The sequence below is a fragment of the Daejeonella sp. H1SJ63 genome (assembly GCF_029360775.1).
Classification (GTDB): Bacteria; Bacteroidota; Bacteroidia; order Sphingobacteriales; family Sphingobacteriaceae; genus Daejeonella.
The window spans coordinates 67351-85849 of the sequence record NZ_JARKMZ010000013.1 but is presented as its reverse complement, the minus strand read 5'-3'; the positions used below and the strand labels follow the sequence as shown (position 1 = coordinate 85849).

18 protein-coding genes and 2 tRNA genes are annotated in these 18499 nt (G+C 40.7%); 7 read left to right on the top strand and 13 right to left on the bottom strand.

What is annotated here, in order from left to right:
* Positions 1 to 377: 377 nt before the first annotated feature.
* From P2W72_RS05440 to P2W72_RS05430, 3 genes are read right to left on the bottom strand one after another with little or no spacing between them, the layout of a single operon-like run.
* Positions 378 to 1538, bottom strand: coding sequence for a dipeptidase (locus P2W72_RS05440; protein WP_276359893.1), 1161 nt, complete (start codon positions 1536 to 1538; stop codon positions 378 to 380).
* A gap of 9 nt (positions 1539 to 1547) precedes the next feature.
* Positions 1548 to 3176 carry a carboxyl transferase domain-containing protein gene (locus P2W72_RS05435; RefSeq protein ID WP_276359892.1) on the bottom strand — a complete coding sequence of 543 codons (1629 nt, stop codon included), beginning with the start codon at positions 3174 to 3176 and terminating at the stop codon, positions 1548 to 1550.
* A gap of 42 nt (positions 3177 to 3218) precedes the next feature.
* The gene (locus P2W72_RS05430) at positions 3219 to 4229 is read right to left on the bottom strand and encodes a YCF48-related protein (RefSeq protein ID WP_276359891.1); all 1011 of its coding nucleotides are present in this window, start codon (positions 4227 to 4229) and stop codon (positions 3219 to 3221) included.
* Between the two features lie 883 nt (positions 4230 to 5112).
* On the opposite strand from P2W72_RS05430, the gene P2W72_RS05425 reads away from it, so the two are divergent.
* From P2W72_RS05425 to P2W72_RS05415, 3 genes are all read left to right on the top strand, one after another.
* Positions 5113 to 5196 (top strand) — tRNA-Leu (locus P2W72_RS05425).
* 149 nt (positions 5197 to 5345) lie between these two features.
* A tRNA-Leu gene (locus tag P2W72_RS05420) sits at positions 5346 to 5432 on the top strand.
* Between the two features lie 12 nt (positions 5433 to 5444).
* Positions 5445 to 5693 (top strand): GIY-YIG nuclease family protein, encoded by a 249-nt coding sequence (locus P2W72_RS05415; protein ID WP_276359895.1) that lies wholly within the window; start codon positions 5445 to 5447, stop codon positions 5691 to 5693.
* Between the two features lie 157 nt (positions 5694 to 5850).
* Here the strand turns inward: P2W72_RS05415 and P2W72_RS05410 are convergent, their stop codons facing one another.
* From P2W72_RS05410 to P2W72_RS05390, 5 genes are all read right to left on the bottom strand, one after another.
* Positions 5851 to 6405, bottom strand: a complete 555-nt coding sequence (locus P2W72_RS05410; RefSeq protein WP_276359890.1) for a transposase — start codon at positions 6403 to 6405, stop codon at positions 5851 to 5853.
* A gap of 241 nt (positions 6406 to 6646) precedes the next feature.
* Positions 6647 to 7411 carry an MBL fold metallo-hydrolase gene (locus tag P2W72_RS05405; RefSeq protein ID WP_276359889.1) on the bottom strand — a complete coding sequence of 255 codons (765 nt, stop codon included), beginning with the start codon at positions 7409 to 7411 and terminating at the stop codon, positions 6647 to 6649.
* Positions 7408 to 7683: a hypothetical protein gene (locus P2W72_RS05400; RefSeq protein WP_276359888.1), complete on the bottom strand. Its 276-nt coding sequence runs from the start codon at positions 7681 to 7683 to the stop codon at positions 7408 to 7410. Before P2W72_RS05400 ends, P2W72_RS05405 begins: the two co-directional genes overlap by 4 nt.
* A 71-nt stretch (positions 7684 to 7754) precedes the next feature.
* Complete coding sequence (locus P2W72_RS05395) at positions 7755 to 8405, bottom strand: outer membrane lipoprotein carrier protein LolA (RefSeq protein WP_276359887.1); 651 nt, start codon at positions 8403 to 8405, stop codon at positions 7755 to 7757.
* A 22-nt stretch (positions 8406 to 8427) separates the two neighbouring features.
* Positions 8428 to 10971: a DNA translocase FtsK gene (locus P2W72_RS05390; RefSeq protein WP_276359886.1), complete on the bottom strand. Its 2544-nt coding sequence runs from the start codon at positions 10969 to 10971 to the stop codon at positions 8428 to 8430.
* A gap of 270 nt (positions 10972 to 11241) precedes the next feature.
* Between P2W72_RS05390 and P2W72_RS05385 the strand changes: the two genes are divergently transcribed.
* On the top strand, positions 11242 to 11889 hold the full coding sequence (locus P2W72_RS05385; protein ID WP_276359885.1) for an ankyrin repeat domain-containing protein: 648 nt from the start codon (positions 11242 to 11244) through the stop codon (positions 11887 to 11889).
* Between the two features lie 84 nt (positions 11890 to 11973).
* Positions 11974 to 12465 (top strand): CHRD domain-containing protein, encoded by a 492-nt coding sequence (locus tag P2W72_RS05380; protein WP_276359884.1) that lies wholly within the window; start codon positions 11974 to 11976, stop codon positions 12463 to 12465.
* A 38-nt stretch (positions 12466 to 12503) separates the two neighbouring features.
* Here P2W72_RS05380 and P2W72_RS05375 read toward each other — a convergent pair whose 3' ends face one another.
* From P2W72_RS05375 to pyrF, 3 genes are all read right to left on the bottom strand, one after another.
* Positions 12504 to 12725 (bottom strand): PspC domain-containing protein, encoded by a 222-nt coding sequence (locus P2W72_RS05375; protein WP_276359883.1) that lies wholly within the window; start codon positions 12723 to 12725, stop codon positions 12504 to 12506.
* Position 12726: 1 nt separating this feature from the next.
* Positions 12727 to 14007, bottom strand: coding sequence for a DUF2851 family protein (locus P2W72_RS05370; RefSeq protein WP_276359882.1), 1281 nt, complete (start codon positions 14005 to 14007; stop codon positions 12727 to 12729).
* An 86-nt stretch (positions 14008 to 14093) separates the two neighbouring features.
* Positions 14094 to 14921, bottom strand: coding sequence for an orotidine-5'-phosphate decarboxylase (gene pyrF / locus P2W72_RS05365; RefSeq protein ID WP_276359881.1), 828 nt, complete (start codon positions 14919 to 14921; stop codon positions 14094 to 14096).
* A 237-nt stretch (positions 14922 to 15158) separates the two neighbouring features.
* On the opposite strand from pyrF, the gene rho reads away from it, so the two are divergent.
* Both rho and pssA read left to right on the top strand, forming a co-directional pair.
* Positions 15159 to 16742, top strand: coding sequence for a transcription termination factor Rho (gene rho / locus P2W72_RS05360; protein WP_276359880.1), 1584 nt, complete (start codon positions 15159 to 15161; stop codon positions 16740 to 16742).
* Positions 16743 to 16786: 44 nt separating this feature from the next.
* Positions 16787 to 17497, top strand: a complete 711-nt coding sequence (gene pssA, locus P2W72_RS05355) for a CDP-diacylglycerol--serine O-phosphatidyltransferase (RefSeq protein ID WP_276359879.1) — start codon at positions 16787 to 16789, stop codon at positions 17495 to 17497.
* A 102-nt stretch (positions 17498 to 17599) separates the two neighbouring features.
* Here the strand turns inward: pssA and P2W72_RS05350 are convergent, their stop codons facing one another.
* Both P2W72_RS05350 and folK read right to left on the bottom strand, forming a co-directional pair.
* A complete protein-coding gene (locus P2W72_RS05350; RefSeq protein WP_276359878.1) occupies positions 17600 to 17986 on the bottom strand; it encodes an Hpt domain-containing protein in 387 nt (128 codons plus the stop codon).
* 18 nt (positions 17987 to 18004) lie between these two features.
* Complete coding sequence (gene folK, locus P2W72_RS05345) at positions 18005 to 18487, bottom strand: 2-amino-4-hydroxy-6-hydroxymethyldihydropteridine diphosphokinase (protein ID WP_276359877.1); 483 nt, start codon at positions 18485 to 18487, stop codon at positions 18005 to 18007.
* Positions 18488 to 18499: the final 12 nt, after the last annotated feature.

Sequence of the window (18499 nt, the reverse complement as noted above, 5' to 3'; positions counted from 1 at the left end):
GACTGGATAGGCTGTATCACATTATCGAAGGAATAAAAATTGCAAAAGATATGTGTACAGGGTAGCTGCCGGTAGGCAAGTCGAACGAGCAAACGAAATCCCCAGATCAGAAAACACATTTATCGCGAGGAGGAAGCTCTCGATGTTTGGTAGTGGCCTCAGTGATAAGATTTCTCAGTCGTGCCTCCTTCGATTTGACGGGGTTAGGCAGGAATGACGACAGGCACAAATGACAGTAATAACAATACGTTATTTCGAACGAGCGAACGAAATCCTCAGGTCAGAAAGTACTTCTATCGCGAGGAGAAATCTCTTGATTAAAAGCAGTACCTTCACTCCGCTTCGTTCTTCCTTTAAAATATTACTTTCTCGTTTATTCACCTCCCATTAGCCTTTAAAAGTCTGATAAAGTTGCCTCCCAGAATCTTTTTCACATCCTTTTTAGAATAGCCCCGGTTTAATAACTCCCCGGTAATCAAAGGATATTTGCTAACATCATCCAGACCCTTGGGATAGGACTCAGCACCATCATAATCGGCACCTAAACCAACATGATCTGCCCCTGCAAGCTTTACCATGTAATCGATATGATCAATAAGCAAAGACAGAGGTGCACGCATATCCTCTAATTCCTGACGGTATTTTTGATTGATTTCGGCAGATGCTTTAGAGCGGCTGTTATACTTTTGGGTCAGTTGGGCCAATTCATCCTTATGAGCACTATTAAACTGCATTTGTTTCCGGGAATAAGTACTGTCGATAAATCCACTGTAAAAATTAACAAAGACCACCCCGCCCGTTTTAGCAATGGCACGAATCTGATCATCCTTTAAATTACGCTGATGCGTATTAAACGCATAGGCAGAACTATGGGAAGCCATAACCGGCTTGGTTGATGCATTAATGGCATCATAAAGAGTACTCTCGCCAACATGCGACAGATCAACAATAACCCCAAGATCATTCATCCGCCTGATGACCTGTTTTCCCAGCTCAGTTAAACCCAGCTGTTTTAAACTATCTCTTTTAAAAGTCTCTTCAAAGGCTGAACTCGACCAGGTAGTACTGTTATTCCAGGTCAGGGTCATATAAATCATCCCGCGTTCGGCTAATGCATTCAGATTATCCAGACGATCCTCAATCATATGTCCGCCTTCCACACCAATCATGGCAGCCAGTTTGCCTTTTCTGACTGCCGCTTTCAGCTCTGCTGCAGTTCTGACTTTAGCAATCATATCCGGATGACGGCGAATCAGTGCATCCAGAGAATCGATCTGACGGTTTGCAAGAGCAAAATCTCCGCTTGCATCGCTCCAGACCGAAAACACCTGCCCGTCGAGTCCGCCCTCCCGGGCACGAACCAGATCGAAATTACCCCCCTGCTGTCTTTGGCCTACATCTATCCCGGATTTAATCTGATCCGACAAAATATCCCCATGCGTATCAATCACGATGGCCTTCTGATGAAGTTTTAATCCCTTTTGAGCAAAAGCGCTAAAAGTCGAAAGCAGGAATAATGCAATAAATATCTTCTTCATAAATTTAAATCAGGTCTGAATGATTCCGGGGTTGAACGGCTTCTCAACCGGCGATTGATTAGCCGCCTCAATGCCCATTGATATTACTTTTCTGGTTTCCAAAGGATCTATGATTCCATCAACCCATAAACGCGAAGCTGCATAATAAGGTGTAGTCTGGCTTTCGTAACGATCCTCAATTTCTTTCAATAAACTTTCCTCTTTCCCGGCGCTGATCTGTTCGCCTTTGGCATTGAGCGAGGCTTCCTGTATCTGCAATAATACTTTTGCAGCCTGAGCACCACCCATAACGGCTATTTTTGCAGATGGCCATGCAAATATCAGCCGGGGATCATAAGCCTTGCCGCACATGGCATAATTACCGGCTCCGTACGAGTTTCCAATCACTATTGTAAACTTGGGAACCACAGAATTGGCAACCACGTTAACCATTTTAGCACCATCCTTAATGATTCCGCCATGCTCAGAACGGCTGCCGACCATAAAACCGGTCACATCCTGCAAAAAAACCAATGGAATCTTCTTCTGATTACAGTTCATGATAAAACGGGTAGCCTTATCCGCTGAATCAGAATAAATTACTCCGCCGAACTGCATCTCCCCTTTCCTGGTTTTAACCACTTTACGCTGATTGGCGACAATGCCCACCGCCCATCCATCAATACGACCCAGGCCACAGATAATGCTCTGTCCGTATAATTGTTTATACTCTTCAAATTCCGATTGATCGAGCAGACGAAAAATGATCTCCCGCATATCATAGGGATTCTCACGGTTTTCGGGAAGAAAACCGTAAATCTCTTCTTCATTCAGCTTGGGTTCTGCCGGCTTTATACGGTCGAATCCAGCTGATTGCGGACTGCCGAGCATACTCATGATCCTGCGGATGGAATCCAGACAAGCTGCATCATCAGGATGCTTATAATCAGTTACTCCTGATATCTCAGAATGAGTAGTCGCTCCACCCAGAGTTTCATTATCAATCTCTTCACCAATGGCTGATTTAACGAGATAAGAACCAGCCAGAAAGACAGAACCTGTTCCCTCCACAATCATGGCTTCATCGCTCATGATAGGCAGGTAAGCCCCGCCGGCAACGCAGGAACCCATGATTGCTGAAATCTGTACAATACCCTTGCTGCTCATGATTGCATTATTGCGGAATATCCTGCCAAAATGTTCTTTATCCGGGAATATTTCATCCTGCATAGGCAGAAAAACCCCGGCTGAATCCACCAGATAGATCACAGGCAAGCGGTTTTCCATAGCAATCTCCTGTGCTCGCAGATTCTTCTTTGCTGTCATAGGAAACCAGGCTCCGGCCTTTACTGTTGCATCATTGGCAATAATCATACACTGACGGCCTGAAACATAGCCTATCCCGGTAACAACTCCGGCAGCCGGACAGCCTCCCACTTCGGCATACATATCCTCAGCTGCAAATGCCCCTATCTCCAGCCAGCGGCTTTCCGGATCGAGCAGGTATTTAATCCGCTCGCGGGCCAGCATCTTACCCTTTTCCTTTTGCCGGGCTGCAGCCTTTTCTCCTCCTCCGGCATAAATCTTCTTCAGCCGCAGCTTTACCTCATAGGCAAGCTGCTTGTTACTGTCTTCATTTTTATTGAACTCAAGATTCATTTCGGCATGTTTTAATATGAATTAAACGCAGAAAACTTATGTTTAATACCTGATTTGGGCAATCTTTCCATTACTGCCACTCAGTAAAACCAGCTTTCCTGATTTAGCCTTTCTGACCGTATGATAACCATTATCAGATAATTTTTGCCAGCTCTTCCCTCCGTTTACCGAAAGATCGGTACCCTGTGGCCCTGTGGCGACAAGTACTTTAGCCGATAAATACTCAACCGCTGAACGATACCCAAATGTAGGAATAAGTGCTGAGCTCCATGTCTGTCCTTTATCAGTACTCAATAGTATATTATTGACTCTGGAGGTATCCTGAAGATAATCTCCTCCTACTGCTATTCCCTTGTTTCTGTAAAAAGCAATTGAAAACGGCCCCGTAGAACTTTTACCCTGAATAATGGGACAGGCATAATCCTTCCAGCTCTTCCCGTAATCGGCCGAATAAAATATGCGCGATTGAGCACCACCCGTAGCAATCCATACCTTCCCATGTTTACCGCATCTGATCCCGGTTCCACTGGCTGCAAAACTTGCTTCCCCACTGATCAGTTTGATCTGATTATTAGCGCTGATATCCACCCAGCTCTGACCACCATCAGAAGTCTTCAGTAAAACCATTTGACCATTTATCGGATCTCCGTAAATGATTCCACTCTTTTCATCCCAGAAATCCATTCCATCCAGAAAGATCTCAGAAGATTCATTACGATACACCTCTTTCCAGGATGCTCCTCCGTCATTAGTCAGCAGAATTACAGAAGGTGTACCCGCATTTACCATCACAGCCTTTTGTTCCGAAAATGCTTCAATATCCCTGAAATCAAACTTATTATAAGAACTTAACTGATTCCACTTCCAGTTGCGGCCGGCATCGGTGCTTATGGCATACATGCCATTACTCCCGCTCAGCCAGGCAACAGCATCATTCACCACCGACAAGCCCCGAAGACTGGTTTTGGTACCTGAATGCAGCGGAATGAGGGTCTGTGCACAAAGTATATTTGAGTAGCCAAGCAACAGCAGAAATAGTAAATGTTTCCTCATCTGTATTTTATGATTATAAGATCCGGAAGGTCCGGTTTAAAACTATTGGCAGCTCCTTATTTTTTGGAATTATAAACATGAGGATTTATTATTCAAATCGAAATATAAATTGATTAAAAATTGCCGGTCATTGTCAGAATTTATTTTACAGATTGACTTGAAGCAAATTAAATTCTGTCCTTGAATTATCTAACTTTTACATTTCCGACGAGCATGCTCCACCCTCATGTCCAGGATTATCCCCCTGAGCTAACCCTACCCTTCGCAGTCTGTCATTCTCATTGCTAAAGGCAAGAGGGCGCAAAATTATTGAGCAATGAAATGCAATTGCTTCAACAGGACTATGAACGTTTCGCATTTAATACAGAGCTGAAAAATGAATTAAGTAAAACAGAAGATATTTTTATTCTTTAACTGAAAAGCTGAAACGTGGGGTGGATACCTTAAACCATATAAAAATGCAGACGATAAATTGCTTGCAAATGATATACTGCTAATTCTAAAAGAATTGTGCATGACTTTTAAGGATTTTGCTATAAATCATACCAAATTAATTGAGGAAATAAGTCTAAATTAATCCTGTCTTAAAAAAGGGAAGGCTACAACACGAAGATATTTTCGAGCTAATTAAGCATGATAGTTTGCATAGCGAAATGTTCAAAATCGATACTAATTAATTACATTATAAGACATCGTGTAAATTCAATAAGAGTGCGCGAAGAGAGACTCGCAACTTGAGAGGATATTGGACAACATAAATTTAAAAAATCTCATTTTTTAATCCGTACAAATACTATATTTGCCCTCCGGCTGTTAGCAAATGTCACTGTCACTACACTGTCACAGATGTCAAAAAATTGTTAAAAAGGCTAGATTTTTTATTGCCCGGATGGCGAAATTGGTAAACGTTGCGGTCTCAGAAGCCGTTGGAGTTATATCCTTGAGAGTTCGAGTCTCTCTTCGGGCACAAGTAAATCGGTTATCTGTTACCAGTAATTCACAGCTGAGAACAGACAACCGGTAACGATAAAAATGACCAGGTGGCGAACCTGCCGGCAGGCAGGATTGGTAGACACACCAATTGAGGGGGTGGCGAGATAGAGTTAAATATTAAATGCCCAGGTGGCGAAATTGGTAGACGCACCACTTTGAGGGGGTGGCGCCTTAACGGGTGTGGCAGTTCGAATCTGCTCCTGGGCACCAATCGCAAAATTCATGTTTTTTGTTTATGCAATTCGTAGTATGACTAGAAATTACATCTATGTCGGACTAACTAGCAATATTGATCGTAGACTAAGCGAACACAACTCAGGAAATAATAAAACAACTAAACCCTACATTCCCTTTGAATTAATAATTACTGAATCCTTTCTCACAAGGATTGAGGCAAGAGCCAGAGAAAAATATCTTAAATCTGGAATTGGTAAAGAGTATCTTAAAATGATATTGAGCTCAAAGAATTGAATCAAAGCCTCCTTAACGGGTGTGGCAGCCTGCCTGCCGGCAGGCAGGTTCGAATCTGCTCCTGGGCACCAATCGCTAAATCAGCACTCCTGTTTAGAGTTAAGCGCAGCGTCTCTACGGGCTACCAAATAATCAGGAGTCTTCAGACTTCTGTCCTTTACAGAGACACAATTTCAATTAAGCCTTTTTCACTTCCATAATAATCAAGTCCTGAAGAAAATAAATAATCCTGCTCAAATCTTACCATTCCAGCCCTTACCAGATTTGCATGTAAATAGTTCAGTCTTGATTGCAGAATTTCTTCAGTTGAACATTCAACCGGATGATTACTCTGCTGCCAGAATTGAAAATTTTTGTTTCGATTATTACGCTCACCTGCCTTTTTAAATATCCACAACATCCGGTTCTTCCGACTTTCATGTGAATTTTCTCTGATTGCATTTATAATTGCGTATGAGCTGAACTTCTTGAAGTCACGGATCAGATCAGAAAGACCGATGATACTATTGCCGGATATGATCAGGTGAATATGATTACTCATGATACACCAGGCATGGATCCTTAGACCCTTATTTTGCTGACAAAAGTTTAAGCTGTCTATTAAAATTTCTGCATATTCTCTTCGGGTAAAAACATCTACCCATTCAACTACTGAACAGGTAATGAAATGAATTGCATTTTGATCTCTGATCTGAAAACCTGCTTCCTTCATAATTGATGATTGGGCTTTAGTTTCGATTAAGAAATATTGGGCTTGATGAAAGTGTCTTTTTATATCAATTCATTAAAAAATTCTTAGCGAAAGGTATAGGTAGATGATTGTTTGGATCGGGGTAGACGAGTCTGAAGACTCTTCTTCATTTAAAAATCCTTAGAGACACTGCACAGAACTCTAAGGACAGGAACAGGTGAAAACGAATTCAGTTAACGGTACATAGGTGAATTTGTGAGTCCTATATTTCCAGCTCCAATCCATCATAAGCCATGAAAACTCCCTCCGGAAGCTCTCCGGAAATCTCATGATGAGTACCCATCCTGTGACTGACATGCGTTAAATAGGTTTTGGGGGCATTGATCTCAGCAGCAAAATCCAAAGCTTCTGAAAGTGTAAAATGAGAAATATGCTTTTCTTTTTGCAAAGCATTGATCACCAGAATTTCTGAGCCTTTAATCTTCTCTTTCTGCTCATCAGTAATAGTTTTGGCATCGGTAATATAGGTGAAATTCCCAATCCTGAAGCCAAATATCGGTAACTGAAAATGCATCACTGAAATGGGAATAATTTCTATTCCGGCAGCGGTAAATATTTGGTTGTCCTCAATATCATTCAGTTTCAACTGAGGTATACCCGGATAATTATTGCCTGAAAAAATATAATGAAATTCCTTTTTTAAAGCATCCTGAACACGCCTGTGAGCATAAATATCAATCTCTGATTGCTGTTTGTAATTAAAGGCCCTGATATCATCCAGCCCCGCAACATGATCTTTATGCTCATGAGTAAATAAAATAGCATCAAGGTTCTTCACCCCTGCCCTGAGCATCTGATACCTGAAATCCGGTCCCGCATCAATTACCAGATTCTTACCATCAATTTCCAGTAAAACAGAAACACGCAGACGTTTATCATGATGATCATGCGATGAGCACACTGTGCATTCGCAGGCAATGACTGGCACTCCCTGTGATGTTCCGGTTCCTAAAAATGTAACTTTCAAAACTCTATTTTGGTTTGTTTCAGCATATACAAAAAGGCCTTTTGCTTATCATCAAGCAGGCTATCATCTGCATCAGTTCTCTGTAAAAGTTCGGCAAGTGCATTGATCTTGCTTTCCAGATTGGAAAACTTATTGACCACAATCATTTTATTATTTTCAAGCACACAGGAGCCTGTCTTGAAATTACCTTTCTCGTATCTGAGTTTAAATCCCAGTGTCTTAAGCAAAAGTTCAAGTTTATCGAGGGTATGCTGGGTAAATGTAAGTGCCATCTCAACTCAAAAATAACAAAAAAGGGTTCAAACGTTACACGTCTGAACCCTTAAATTCATTTTATGATTCATTATCTCAAATCCACCAGCTCTACTCCGGGATATAGCTTTGCATCGAAGGCAAAAGTTGATTCGGGAACCTTAATATTTGGGATAAAAGTTTTGATCGCATAAGTATAACGGTTACCATTTTTATCAAAAATTACCGCATTCATGATCTGCTTACTGGCTTTATCTATCTGTAATTTCACTTTAAAGAAAGAGCGTTTGGCATCCAGCGGACTCAATTCAATATTATGTACTGGCTTTCCGCTTAATTGTGTATCGTTTGTATAAACTGACTTGAAGCCCTTCTCATAGATTGTAAAAATCTTTGCCGGATTCAATGCATCAGATGAGTTATCAACCTCACTTAACTGAACTTCTTTATCAGCTTTCAGGTACATCCACTGATTCTTGCCATCGCTGATCAGCTCCTGTCCCTTCAGAATCACTTTATACTTATTTACTTTAGATCTTACAAACAAGGTACCGGTCTGAGTTTCCTTTATCTTTGCCTGGGGATTCTCAAGAGTGTATGTAAATTCAGTTTTGATGACATCATAGCTGCGGTATTTCTTAGACACTTCAGCAAGGATTGCCTTTGCTTTCACTTCACTTTGAGCCATCGCGCTCAGTCCGGAACCCAAAATAATAAAAGCTCCTATTAACAACTTCTTCATTTGATATTATATTTATTTAAGATTATTCGTCCTTATCCAGTGTATTCAAGAACTGTTCCAAAGAATATTCATCAGGAATTAAAACTTCTCTTGCCTTACTTCCTTCAAATGCACCAACTATTCCGGCGGCTTCCAATTGGTCAATAATGCGCCCTGCCCTGTTATAACCCAATTTTAGTTTACGCTGAATCAATGAGGTTGAGCCCTGCTGGTGCATGACAATCAGACGTGCTGCTTCTTCAAACATCGGATCGCGATCTGAAGCATCGAACTCCTTCATTGATGACTCTGAATTCTCATCAACATACTCCGGAAGCATCCAGGCCGAAGGATAACCACGCTGGGAGCCGATAAACTCTGACACCTTTTCTACCTCAGGCGTATCTACAAAAGCACACTGAATACGGATCAGATCACTGCCGGTCGACAGTAACATGTCACCTCGTCCGATTAACTGATCTGCCCCCCCGCTGTCAAGAATAGTTCTGGAGTCTATTTTAGAAAGCACCCTGAATGCCAGTCGCGCCGGAAAGTTAGCTTTAATGGTACCGGTAATGATATTTACTGAAGGTCGCTGAGTAGCAATTACAAGGTGAATACCTACTGCCCTTGCCAGCTGTGCTATCCTGGCAATCGGTGTTTCCACTTCCTTGCCTGCCGTCATCATCAGATCGGCAAACTCATCTATAATCAAAACAATGAACGGCAGAAAACGATGCCCTTCATTTGGATTAAGCTTACGGCTGATGAACTTTTGATTATACTCTTTCAGATTTCGGACATGCCCATTTTTCAAAAGATCATAACGGTTATCCATCTCTATGCAGAGAGAGTTGAGGGTTGCAATTACCTTTTTGGTATCGGTAATAATGGCATCTTCCTCTCCCGGCAATTTGGCCAGAAAGTGTCTTTCAATCTTCCTGAAAAGGGTAAGTTCAACCTTTTTAGGATCTACCAGTACAAATTTCAACTGAGAAGGATGCATTTTATACAGCAGGGAGATAAGAATCGCATTAATACCTACGGATTTTCCCTGACCTGTTGCTCCCGCCACCAGTAAGTGCGGCATTTTTGACAGATCGGCAATATAAACCTCATTGGAAATGGTTTTTCCTAAAGCAATCGGCAGATCCATGGTGGTATTCTGGAACTTCTCTGTTGCCAGTACCGAACGCATTGAAACCATTTCAGGATGCTGATTTGGAACTTCAATACCAATTGTTCCTTTACCCGGCATCGGAGCAATGATACGGATACCAAGTGCTGCAAGACTTAATGCAATATCATCTTCAAGGTTTTTTATCTTGGAAATACGTACTCCCGGAGCCGGGATAATTTCATATAATGTAACCGTCGGACCAATAGTTGCCTTGATCTTATCGATTTCAATATTATAGTGGTTCAGGGTTTCAACGATCTTATTCTTATTAGCCTCCAGCTCTTCGGCATTAACTGCGATTTTATTGGTACCGTAGTTCTCCAAAAGATCTAAAGGGGGATATTTATAGCTTGAAAGATCAAGTGTAGGATCGTACATCCCGAACTGCTCTACCAGTTCTGATGATTTTTTTTCCTCCTCAGTTTTTTCAACAGTTAACGGAGGAGATTCCTTTAACTCATTACTAACCGCCTGAGAGGTCTCTAAGGGCACATTTTTAGCCGGACTCAGAACCACCGGTTTATGATCATCTTCTTCAGGCGTCTGAACAGGCTCTTCAGTTTCAATAACAGGCAGATTCTGGTTCAGTTTATTCTGAACAGGCTCCTGCCCCGGTTTATTCGGCAAATTGAATTCTACCGGATCATAAATAATCTCCTCTTCCAGCTCCTGTGTATCAGAAATATCCGGAACTACATATTTAGGTTCAGCTTTCCGTTCAGGAAGCCTAAAATCAATGTTATAAGCTATGATAAGCACAGTAAGTCCGGCAAATGCCAGTAAACCGGCTGTTCCGGCGTTTCCTATCTGCGCCTGCAGTAATCTGTTGGTCCAGAAGCCAAATTCGCCTTCCAGGTAATGCGGGATATCACTGATAAATGCATGAAAAAAAGCCAGACTAACAGAAGTGAAAATCAGCAGAAAAAAAGAATATGCAAGTGTTTTTGATATTGAAAAGACCTTTACTTTAAAGAGCATCCGGTATCCCAGAATGAAGAAAACAGCAATAAATACAAAAGAGGCTATTCCAAACCACTCATAAATGAACTGATGCGACAATAGGGCTCCGAATTTACCCAGCCAGTTTTCAACTACCGGACGGTTCAGTCCAAGTGCAACCAATTCTTCCTGTGTTTTCCAGAGATTGCTCCAGCCCCCGTTTGCATCAAGCACATAACTCTGATCATCCTGCCAGGTAAAAAGATAAGATGTAAATGCAACCATGAAATACAGAGAAACAATAAGCAAAAACAAGCCGATAATTTTGATCGCACGATCATCGTTCAGCTTGAATTTGGGCATTATCTCTGCAGGTTCACCCGGAATACGCTGTTTTGAAGAAGGTTTCGACTTGGGTTCTTCACGAAAAGAATTGGCATTCCTGAATTGGTTTCCTCTTAAGGGCATCGATATCTAGCTAATTAATGACAAATATAATGTTATATAGAATATGGAGATAGTCTATATATCCCACATTTTAAATTATTGCCACATTAAACCTTTTAATAAATTATTTGTCATACAATTCCATACACAAAATATGTTTTAGCTTTTTAACCTGAAGTTAGGAGTATAGTTTTTAGTTTAGATTGGTCCCATTCCCTGATCCGGAATGGGATTTTTTATTTATTTTTTGTATTATTGATTATATTGATTTGTTGACCAATAATTCAGAAGATGAGCCAGGCTTTACTTGAAGAATTAATACAAAACGGCAATAGTGCTGATCTAAGAACATTATTACTTAAGAGTCCTTCTCTGGCAACAGAAAAAACAAGCCATAATATCTCGCCTTTAATGCTCAGTTGTTATTACAAAAAACCTGAGATTTCTGAAATAATCCTTAATCATGTCTCTGAAATCAACATTTTTGAAGCTGCAGCCCTTGGAAAATCTGATTTCGTAACTGAAATCCTTGAAAAGGATCCTGATCTGATCAATACCTTTTCTGACGATGGTTTTACTGCACTCAGTCTGTCAGCCTATTTCGGAAACGAGGATGTTACCCGATATCTGCTCTTGAATGGTGCCAATCCAAACATACCTTCGCAAAATGGGTTTCATGTTTACCCTTTACATTCTGCAGTTGCTTCTGATTATACCATGCTGGCCAAAATGCTTCTTGAGGCAGGGGCCGATATTAATGTAAGTCAGCAATCAGGGGCTACCCCGCTCCATTCAGCTGCACATAATGGCAATATTGAGCTCCTGATCGTATTATTAGAAGCCGGAGCTGATGTAAACGCAACGATGGACGATGGAAAGACTCCGGCCGATAAAGCCTTCGAAAAAGGTTTTTTTGAGATTGCGAAGATCCTGTCCTGAACTTAAATCAATCAGAATTATTTTCCTGCTGAAACAACCAAAGTTGAATCTGCTTCGTAGGTACTTTAAATTAATTGAAAAATTATGAAAAAGTCTCTGCAAATCAGAATTGCCCAAACAATGGCTATCATCCTCCTGACTTCCTTTACAATGTCGGGCTGCAAGAAAGATAAAACGGAAGAACCGCTTAGCCTGATCAAAAAGGCCACAATCCAGTTAAGCGGTGCTCAGGAAGTACCGGCAGTGAATACTACCGGCACCGGAACCGCTGAGATTTCCTACGATCCGACTATGAAAATGATCAGCTACAAAATCACATGGCAGCTTGGGAATACTGCTGCCACAACCACGAACATGCATTTCCATGGATCTGATACCGGAAGTGATACTGTCAGCTCGGGTGTTGCCCTGGCAATTACAGGATTTTCAACAGGCAGTAGCGGCACATTGAACGGAACGTCGGTAGCATTAACAGATGCACAGGAAGCACAATTATTAGCCGGAAAATGGTATGTGAACATCCACAGTTCAACTGTCGGTTCAGGTGAATTAAGAGGAAATATTAAATTTCAATAAAGAATAAAGCAGGGCAGCCTTAACAGGGTGTCCTGCTTTCAGAAGTCCCATACACTGGCACGAATGCGCTTAACGTAATGCCTCACATCAAGAACAATTCCCGCAAACACATAAAAGATCAGCGGAAAACCAACTGCCAGAAATGAGGAGTAAATAAAAAACAGTCTGATCTTTGAAATTGATATATTAAATCGTTCACCCAGATAGGTACAAACTCCAAAGGAACGTTTTTCAAAAAACGTAATTATATTTTGCAACATCTTATTGATTCAATAATTGGATTCCAATACCACAAGATAAACATTTCTTTTCATCACAATAGTATTTTTTTAGTTGAAGCAAAGCCTGAGTATCTAATGCACTCTCAGGTTCAAAGCCACTTTGTATAAATCGGCGGATGATTCTGTTGTTTTCCGGCTTCATATTTTCCAGTATGCCAAGTCCCCGGTCTGTATGAACAGAACTGCCCGTTTTAATACCATAAACGAATAAAAACACGGCTACAGTATTGATCAGAAGATTTGATACCGAATCATTCCCCAAACCTGCCGATTTCTTTCTGCTGCTTTCTTCAAAATGACAATGATCTTTCCAGTATTTATTAAGCTGTAAATCTCTGAAAAGGCCTTCAATCTTACTCAGATCAGCTTCATTTACAATCTGAGAAAACATATGAGGAGTACCCGACATCAGGGCTGCAAACTGGGCAAGTCTGACCGTTGGGAAATTCCCGGGTCTTAAACGCATAAATTTCCATAAATACCTGTCGACCGAATGAAGTGAATGCTTTCTTCTTAAAAACGCGTATTCGGCTCTGAGTTTTGAAGGATAATCATCCCGGTGCTTATCTGTTAAAAATCCGGCCTGACCAAACACCAATGCCTCGATCTGAAAAATATTGTTTTTGTATTTACCAAACAACTGCCTTGGTAAGGAACGTGCGAGCATCTCGAAAGGAACGGCATTGATTTTAAAGCCGAAATTTCTGGCAATGGATATATAAAATGCATCATCCCAGCTGCCTCTAAACTCGTCCAGTAGCGTTCCAATTTGCCGGGACCGGTCTTCCATCCTTTCAATTAGCAGACGAGAAAGCCAGTTCTTAATTAATACAGGATTGTTTGCATTAAACTTATTTCCGCAGGGTATCCAGCTCATTCCTGCCATCAAAGCCTGATAGTTAGAGAAAATATGCGCAGGGATACGATTGAAGATCTCCAGAACCGGTATTTCAGTCCCGTCAGTTCTGTATACCGGCTGGTCGTATTCTGCAACAACATGCAGAATTACATTGTCATAAGCAGGATCATGATGATGCTGATGCCGCTCCCAATCTGAAGACCGGACATGAATTTCAACATTTCCTGCCCAAAGCGTATCATCAATTCTGATCTTTGCACTTTCAAAATCAGGACCGGCATCATGATTATGCTGTCCGGATCTGATAATCTGAAGTTTTTCTCCATTGCGGCATCTGAGATCTTCCTGATCAAACAATCGGAATTTCCAGATACAATGCAGCAGTTCTTCAGGATAAGACATGTTTTAAACTACTGAGGTATCCCCGGCAGTGAAAACATTTCCATTAAACGGTATAAAAAGAGTATTTAACGGAATTAACAGATGTATTAAAGCCCTATGCCATTTAAAAGTTCTGACATTTCAAGCTGAAGTTTTTTAGCTTCCTCCCTTGCCCTGTCGGCGAAATCTCTTCCTGATGAAGCATAAATAATTGATCTGGAAGAATTGACTAAGAGTCCGCAGCTTTTTGAAAGCCCATATTTGCATACTTCCTGAAGACTTCCCCCCTGTGCACCAACTCCCGGAACCAGCAAAAAATGATCAGGAGCATGCTTACGGATGCTGATAAACTCTTCTGCACGGGTAGCTCCCACAACATACATCATTCGGTCGTTTCCTGCCCAGGTATTTGCTGTTTCGATCACCTGTTCGAATAAACGGCCCTTTCCGGTTTCAATAAACTGAAAATCCTTACCCCCCTGATTTGACGTCAAAGCGAGAAGAATTACCCATTTATCCTCAAAAGCAAGAAAGGGTTTTACTGAATCGCTGCCCATATAAGGCGCAATGGTAATGGCATCAAAGCTCATTCCGGAAGAGGCCTCATCAAAAAAGGCCTTCGCATACATAGATGAGGTATTCCCGATATCTCCCCGTTTGGCATCAATGATACCCAGACAGGTTTTCGGAATATAAGATGAGGTATTGATAAGGCTTTTCCATCCGGCAAGGCCTCTGCTTTCATAAAATGCACTATTGGGTTTATAAGCCACACAAAGATCATGGGTAGCATCAATGATTTGTTTATTGAACTCCAGTACAGGATCTTCATTATCCAGTAAAAACTCAGGAATTAAGTTGATATCAGTATCAAGTCCAACACAAAGGAATGATCTCTTGATTTTGATCTGTTCAATAAGCTCTGCTCTGTTCATTATCTTAGAAATTATGGGCGAAAATAAATAAAGATGAGTTTACTGAATTAAAAAAATAATTAAAATTTTGTTTATATCAATTTATTGTATAGAATTGTGTCATAATCTCAATTTATTCCTGAATTCAGGAAATCACAATAATTCATTCAATACAATTCCGATTGTAAAATTCTTGTGTTGTCGCGCTCCAGGATAAATTTTTTGAACAAAAATCCCAAATAACATAAACAATATTTAATGTTGGACAGTAATAAATTGAACGATAAGCTCGTTTCTGAGCTACGTGAAATTGCTCAAACCCTTGGTGTAGAAGAAACTGATACATTACGCAAACAGGATCTGATAGCCAAAATCATTGAACGTGCTTCCCTTCCTGAAACTTCTGCTGAAGAAAATAGCGATCCCGCACAGGTTGCCGCTGCCGAAAGTTCAAAGCCGCGTAAGCGTCTGCGCAGTACCAAAACAGGAAATGATAATAAACAACACAAAGAGGTTCATTTAGACAATACACGCACTTTCGATTTTCCTGAAGACGAAGATGCACCTGTTATAGAAGCTGTTTCAGAAGCTGTGCAACCTGATATTACCGCAGAAGCAGTGCCTGTAAGCAAAGAGGCTAAACCTCAGGAACAGGGAGAGCAAAGAAAGTTTGAACGCCGTCATCCTAATCAGAGAACAGCAGAAGCACCGGCAATTAATCTGGATTTTGACAATGTTATTGTAAATGAAGGTATTTTGGAGATCATGCCTGACGGATATGGTTTTTTAAGATCATCAGACTATAACTACCTTTCTTCCCCTGATGATATTTACGTTTCACAGTCGCAGATCAAATTATTCGGATTAAAGACCGGAGATACTGTCAGAGGCAGTATTCGTCCGCCTAAAGAGGGCGAAAAGTATTTCCCTTTAGTACGTGTTGAAGCTATTAATAGCCGGATTCCGGCTGAAGTTCGCGACAGAGTACCTTTCGACTATCTGACGCCGCTCTTCCCTACTGAGAAATTAAACCTCTTTGTAGATACAAGCAACCACTCTACCCGCATCATCGACTTGTTTACACCAATAGGAAAAGGTCAGCGTGGTTTGATCGTTGCTCAGCCTAAAACCGGTAAAACGATGTTACTGAAGGATGTGGCCAATGCGATTGCTAAAAACCACCCTGAAGTTTATCTGATCATATTACTGATTGACGAGCGCCCTGAAGAAGTAACAGATATGGCAAGAAGCGTACGTGCTGAGGTTGTTTCGTCAACTTTCGACGAGCCTGCAGAACGTCACGTAAAAATTGCCAATATCGTTCTTGAAAAAGCAAAACGTATGGTTGAGTGCGGTCATGATGTAGTTATTCTTCTTGATTCGATTACACGTTTAGCACGTGCTTATAATACCGTTGCCCCTGCTTCAGGAAAGATACTTTCAGGCGGTGTGGATGCTAATGCACTTCATAAACCTAAGCGTTTCTTTGGTGCAGCAAGAAATATTGAAGACGGTGGTTCCCTGACTATTCTTGCAACAGCATTAACAGAAACAGGATCTAAAATGGACGAGGTGATCTTTGAAGAATTTAAAGGTACAGGTAATATGGAACTTCAGTTAGACAGAAAACTGTCGAACAAGCGTATATTCCCGGCAATTGATCTTACCGCTTCAAGTACACGCCGCGATGATCTGTTACTGGATAAGGATACGCTTCAAAGGGTTTGGATATTAAGAAATCACCTTGCAGATATGAATTCTCAGGAATCTATGGAGTTCCTGCAATCACAAATGAAAGGAACCAAAACCAATGAGGAATTCCTGATTTCAATGAATTCCTGATTTGCATAAGGAAAGATTAATTCTGAACAGGTAAAACTATTCTGATGAAAAAGCATATTCCAAACGCTATTACATGTCTTAACCTGTTTAGTGGCTGTTTGGGTATTGTTTTTGCATTCAATGGTGAACTTCAATATGCCAGCTATGCAATTCTCATTGCTGCGGTATTTGATTTCTTTGACGGAATGATTGCCAGATTATTAAAAGCCTATTCTGATATCGGAAAAGAGCTCGACTCGCTTGCCGATATGGTCAGTTTTGGAGTATTGCCGTCTGTAATTGTTTATCAGCTATTTCTGCTTTCTCCCCAAACTGGTGCAATCAGTGCCTGGCTTCCTTATTCGGCTTTCCTGATCGCTGTATTTTCGGGCTTAAGACTGGCTAAATTTAATATTGATACCCGTCAGGCTGAACATTTTATAGGATTACCGACTCCTGCCAATGCAATGCTGATCGGTTCTCTGCCACTCATATTGACAGAAGGTAATTCACTGATACTGAATTACATCAACAATCCTTATATTTTGTTGATTTTCAGTATAGTAATGAGCTTTTTACTTGTTGCAGAACTACCTCTTATTTCTCTGAAGTTTAAAAACTTAAGCATAAAAGAAAATATTCTGCGTTATATTTTGATTATTTGCTCAGTGATTCTGCTTCTTACAATTAAGTTTTCGGCTGTTCCGATTATTATTGCATTGTATGTGACCCTGTCATTTATTCAATTCAGGGCAATACGACAAGATCAATCTTAAATGGATTCGCCTTTTTTTGAAAAGGTGCATTAGCAGCAGATGCTAAAATTCAGTAGTATCAGCGCTTAAAAAGCTCTGATATAATCCCTTAATTAAGACTCGTTAACCACCAGCCTCTTCCAGTTCCTTCTTTACTTCCTCCAGTTTAACAAAAAGCTCTTTGCTCAGATCATTAAGCAAATTAAATGCTTCGGGAATTGTATCCAGATTAACCAGATTACGTGCATTCTGCTCTATTTCAGCCATATTATTACGCGCCGATTCAACACCCATGAATGCCAGAGTAGGCTTTATCTTGTGAGCGATATCTGCAGCACCCGACCAATTTTCATTCTGGATATGTTGTTGCAGTTGTTCAAAATATGATGGTGTCTGAGCCAGAAACAGCTCAATCATCTCAATCATGAATTCATTACTACCACTTGCAACATCCATCAAATAGGACAAATCAATAGTAAATGCACTTCTGTTATTTGATTCTTCAGACATATTTTTCAATAAACTTTACTAAGATAACTTTTTTACAAATAATTCATCAGTCAATTCAAGCAGTAATTGCTCAATTGTTTTTCCCGAGGCTGAATGAATGAAATCAGGTGCTATTTCATGTAAAGGCATAAGTGCAAAACGCCGTTCAGGAAGGAAGGGATGAGGAATCTTAAGATCAGGATCATCAATAATCTGATCCTCATAAAGCAGAATATCAATATCAATGGTTCTGGAACCCCATTTTTCACTCCTTTGACGTCCAAGCAGCTTTTCTATTTCAAGTATACTTTTTAAAAGGCTTTCCGGATTTAATTCTGTTCTCAGTTCAATAGCCTGATTAATAAAATCGGGCTGATCACTTTTTCCCCATGATGCTGTTTGATATAAAGATGATTGTTTTTCAACTTTTCCAATCTTCTCTCCGATCATATAAATGGCATCAGCAATGTATTGTTTGCTGTCGCCCATATTGCTGCCCAATAATAAAAATGTGGTGTGCATGTAATTTTAGAG

Excerpts from the sequence above, each read along its gene's own strand:
- P2W72_RS05435 (WP_276359892.1), bottom strand. The coding sequence starts at position 3,176 with ATGAATCTTGAGTTCAATAAAAATGAAGACAGTAACAAGCAGCTTGCC.
- folK (WP_276359877.1), bottom strand. The coding sequence starts at position 18,487 with ATGCACACCACATTTTTATTATTGGGCAGCAATATGGGCGACAGCAAA.
- P2W72_RS05395 (WP_276359887.1), bottom strand. The coding sequence starts at position 8,405 with ATGAAGAAGTTGTTAATAGGAGCTTTTATTATTTTGGGTTCCGGACTG.
- P2W72_RS05415 (WP_276359895.1), top strand. The coding sequence starts at position 5,445 with ATGTTTTTTGTTTATGCAATTCGTAGTATGACTAGAAATTACATCTAT.
- P2W72_RS05350 (WP_276359878.1), bottom strand. The coding sequence starts at position 17,986 with ATGTCTGAAGAATCAAATAACAGAAGTGCATTTACTATTGATTTGTCC.
- pssA (WP_276359879.1), top strand. The coding sequence starts at position 16,787 with ATGAAAAAGCATATTCCAAACGCTATTACATGTCTTAACCTGTTTAGT.
- P2W72_RS05385 (WP_276359885.1), top strand. The coding sequence starts at position 11,242 with ATGAGCCAGGCTTTACTTGAAGAATTAATACAAAACGGCAATAGTGCT.
- P2W72_RS05430 (WP_276359891.1), bottom strand. The coding sequence starts at position 4,229 with ATGAGGAAACATTTACTATTTCTGCTGTTGCTTGGCTACTCAAATATA.
- P2W72_RS05440 (WP_276359893.1), bottom strand. The coding sequence starts at position 1,538 with ATGAAGAAGATATTTATTGCATTATTCCTGCTTTCGACTTTTAGCGCT.
- pyrF (WP_276359881.1), bottom strand. The coding sequence starts at position 14,921 with ATGAACAGAGCAGAGCTTATTGAACAGATCAAAATCAAGAGATCATTC.
- P2W72_RS05400 (WP_276359888.1), bottom strand. The coding sequence starts at position 7,683 with ATGGCACTTACATTTACCCAGCATACCCTCGATAAACTTGAACTTTTG.
- P2W72_RS05370 (WP_276359882.1), bottom strand. The coding sequence starts at position 14,007 with ATGTCTTATCCTGAAGAACTGCTGCATTGTATCTGGAAATTCCGATTG.
- P2W72_RS05410 (WP_276359890.1), bottom strand. The coding sequence starts at position 6,405 with ATGAAGGAAGCAGGTTTTCAGATCAGAGATCAAAATGCAATTCATTTC.
- P2W72_RS05390 (WP_276359886.1), bottom strand. The coding sequence starts at position 10,971 with ATGCCCTTAAGAGGAAACCAATTCAGGAATGCCAATTCTTTTCGTGAA.
- P2W72_RS05375 (WP_276359883.1), bottom strand. The coding sequence starts at position 12,725 with ATGTTGCAAAATATAATTACGTTTTTTGAAAAACGTTCCTTTGGAGTT.
- rho (WP_276359880.1), top strand. The coding sequence starts at position 15,159 with ATGTTGGACAGTAATAAATTGAACGATAAGCTCGTTTCTGAGCTACGT.
- P2W72_RS05380 (WP_276359884.1), top strand. The coding sequence starts at position 11,974 with ATGAAAAAGTCTCTGCAAATCAGAATTGCCCAAACAATGGCTATCATC.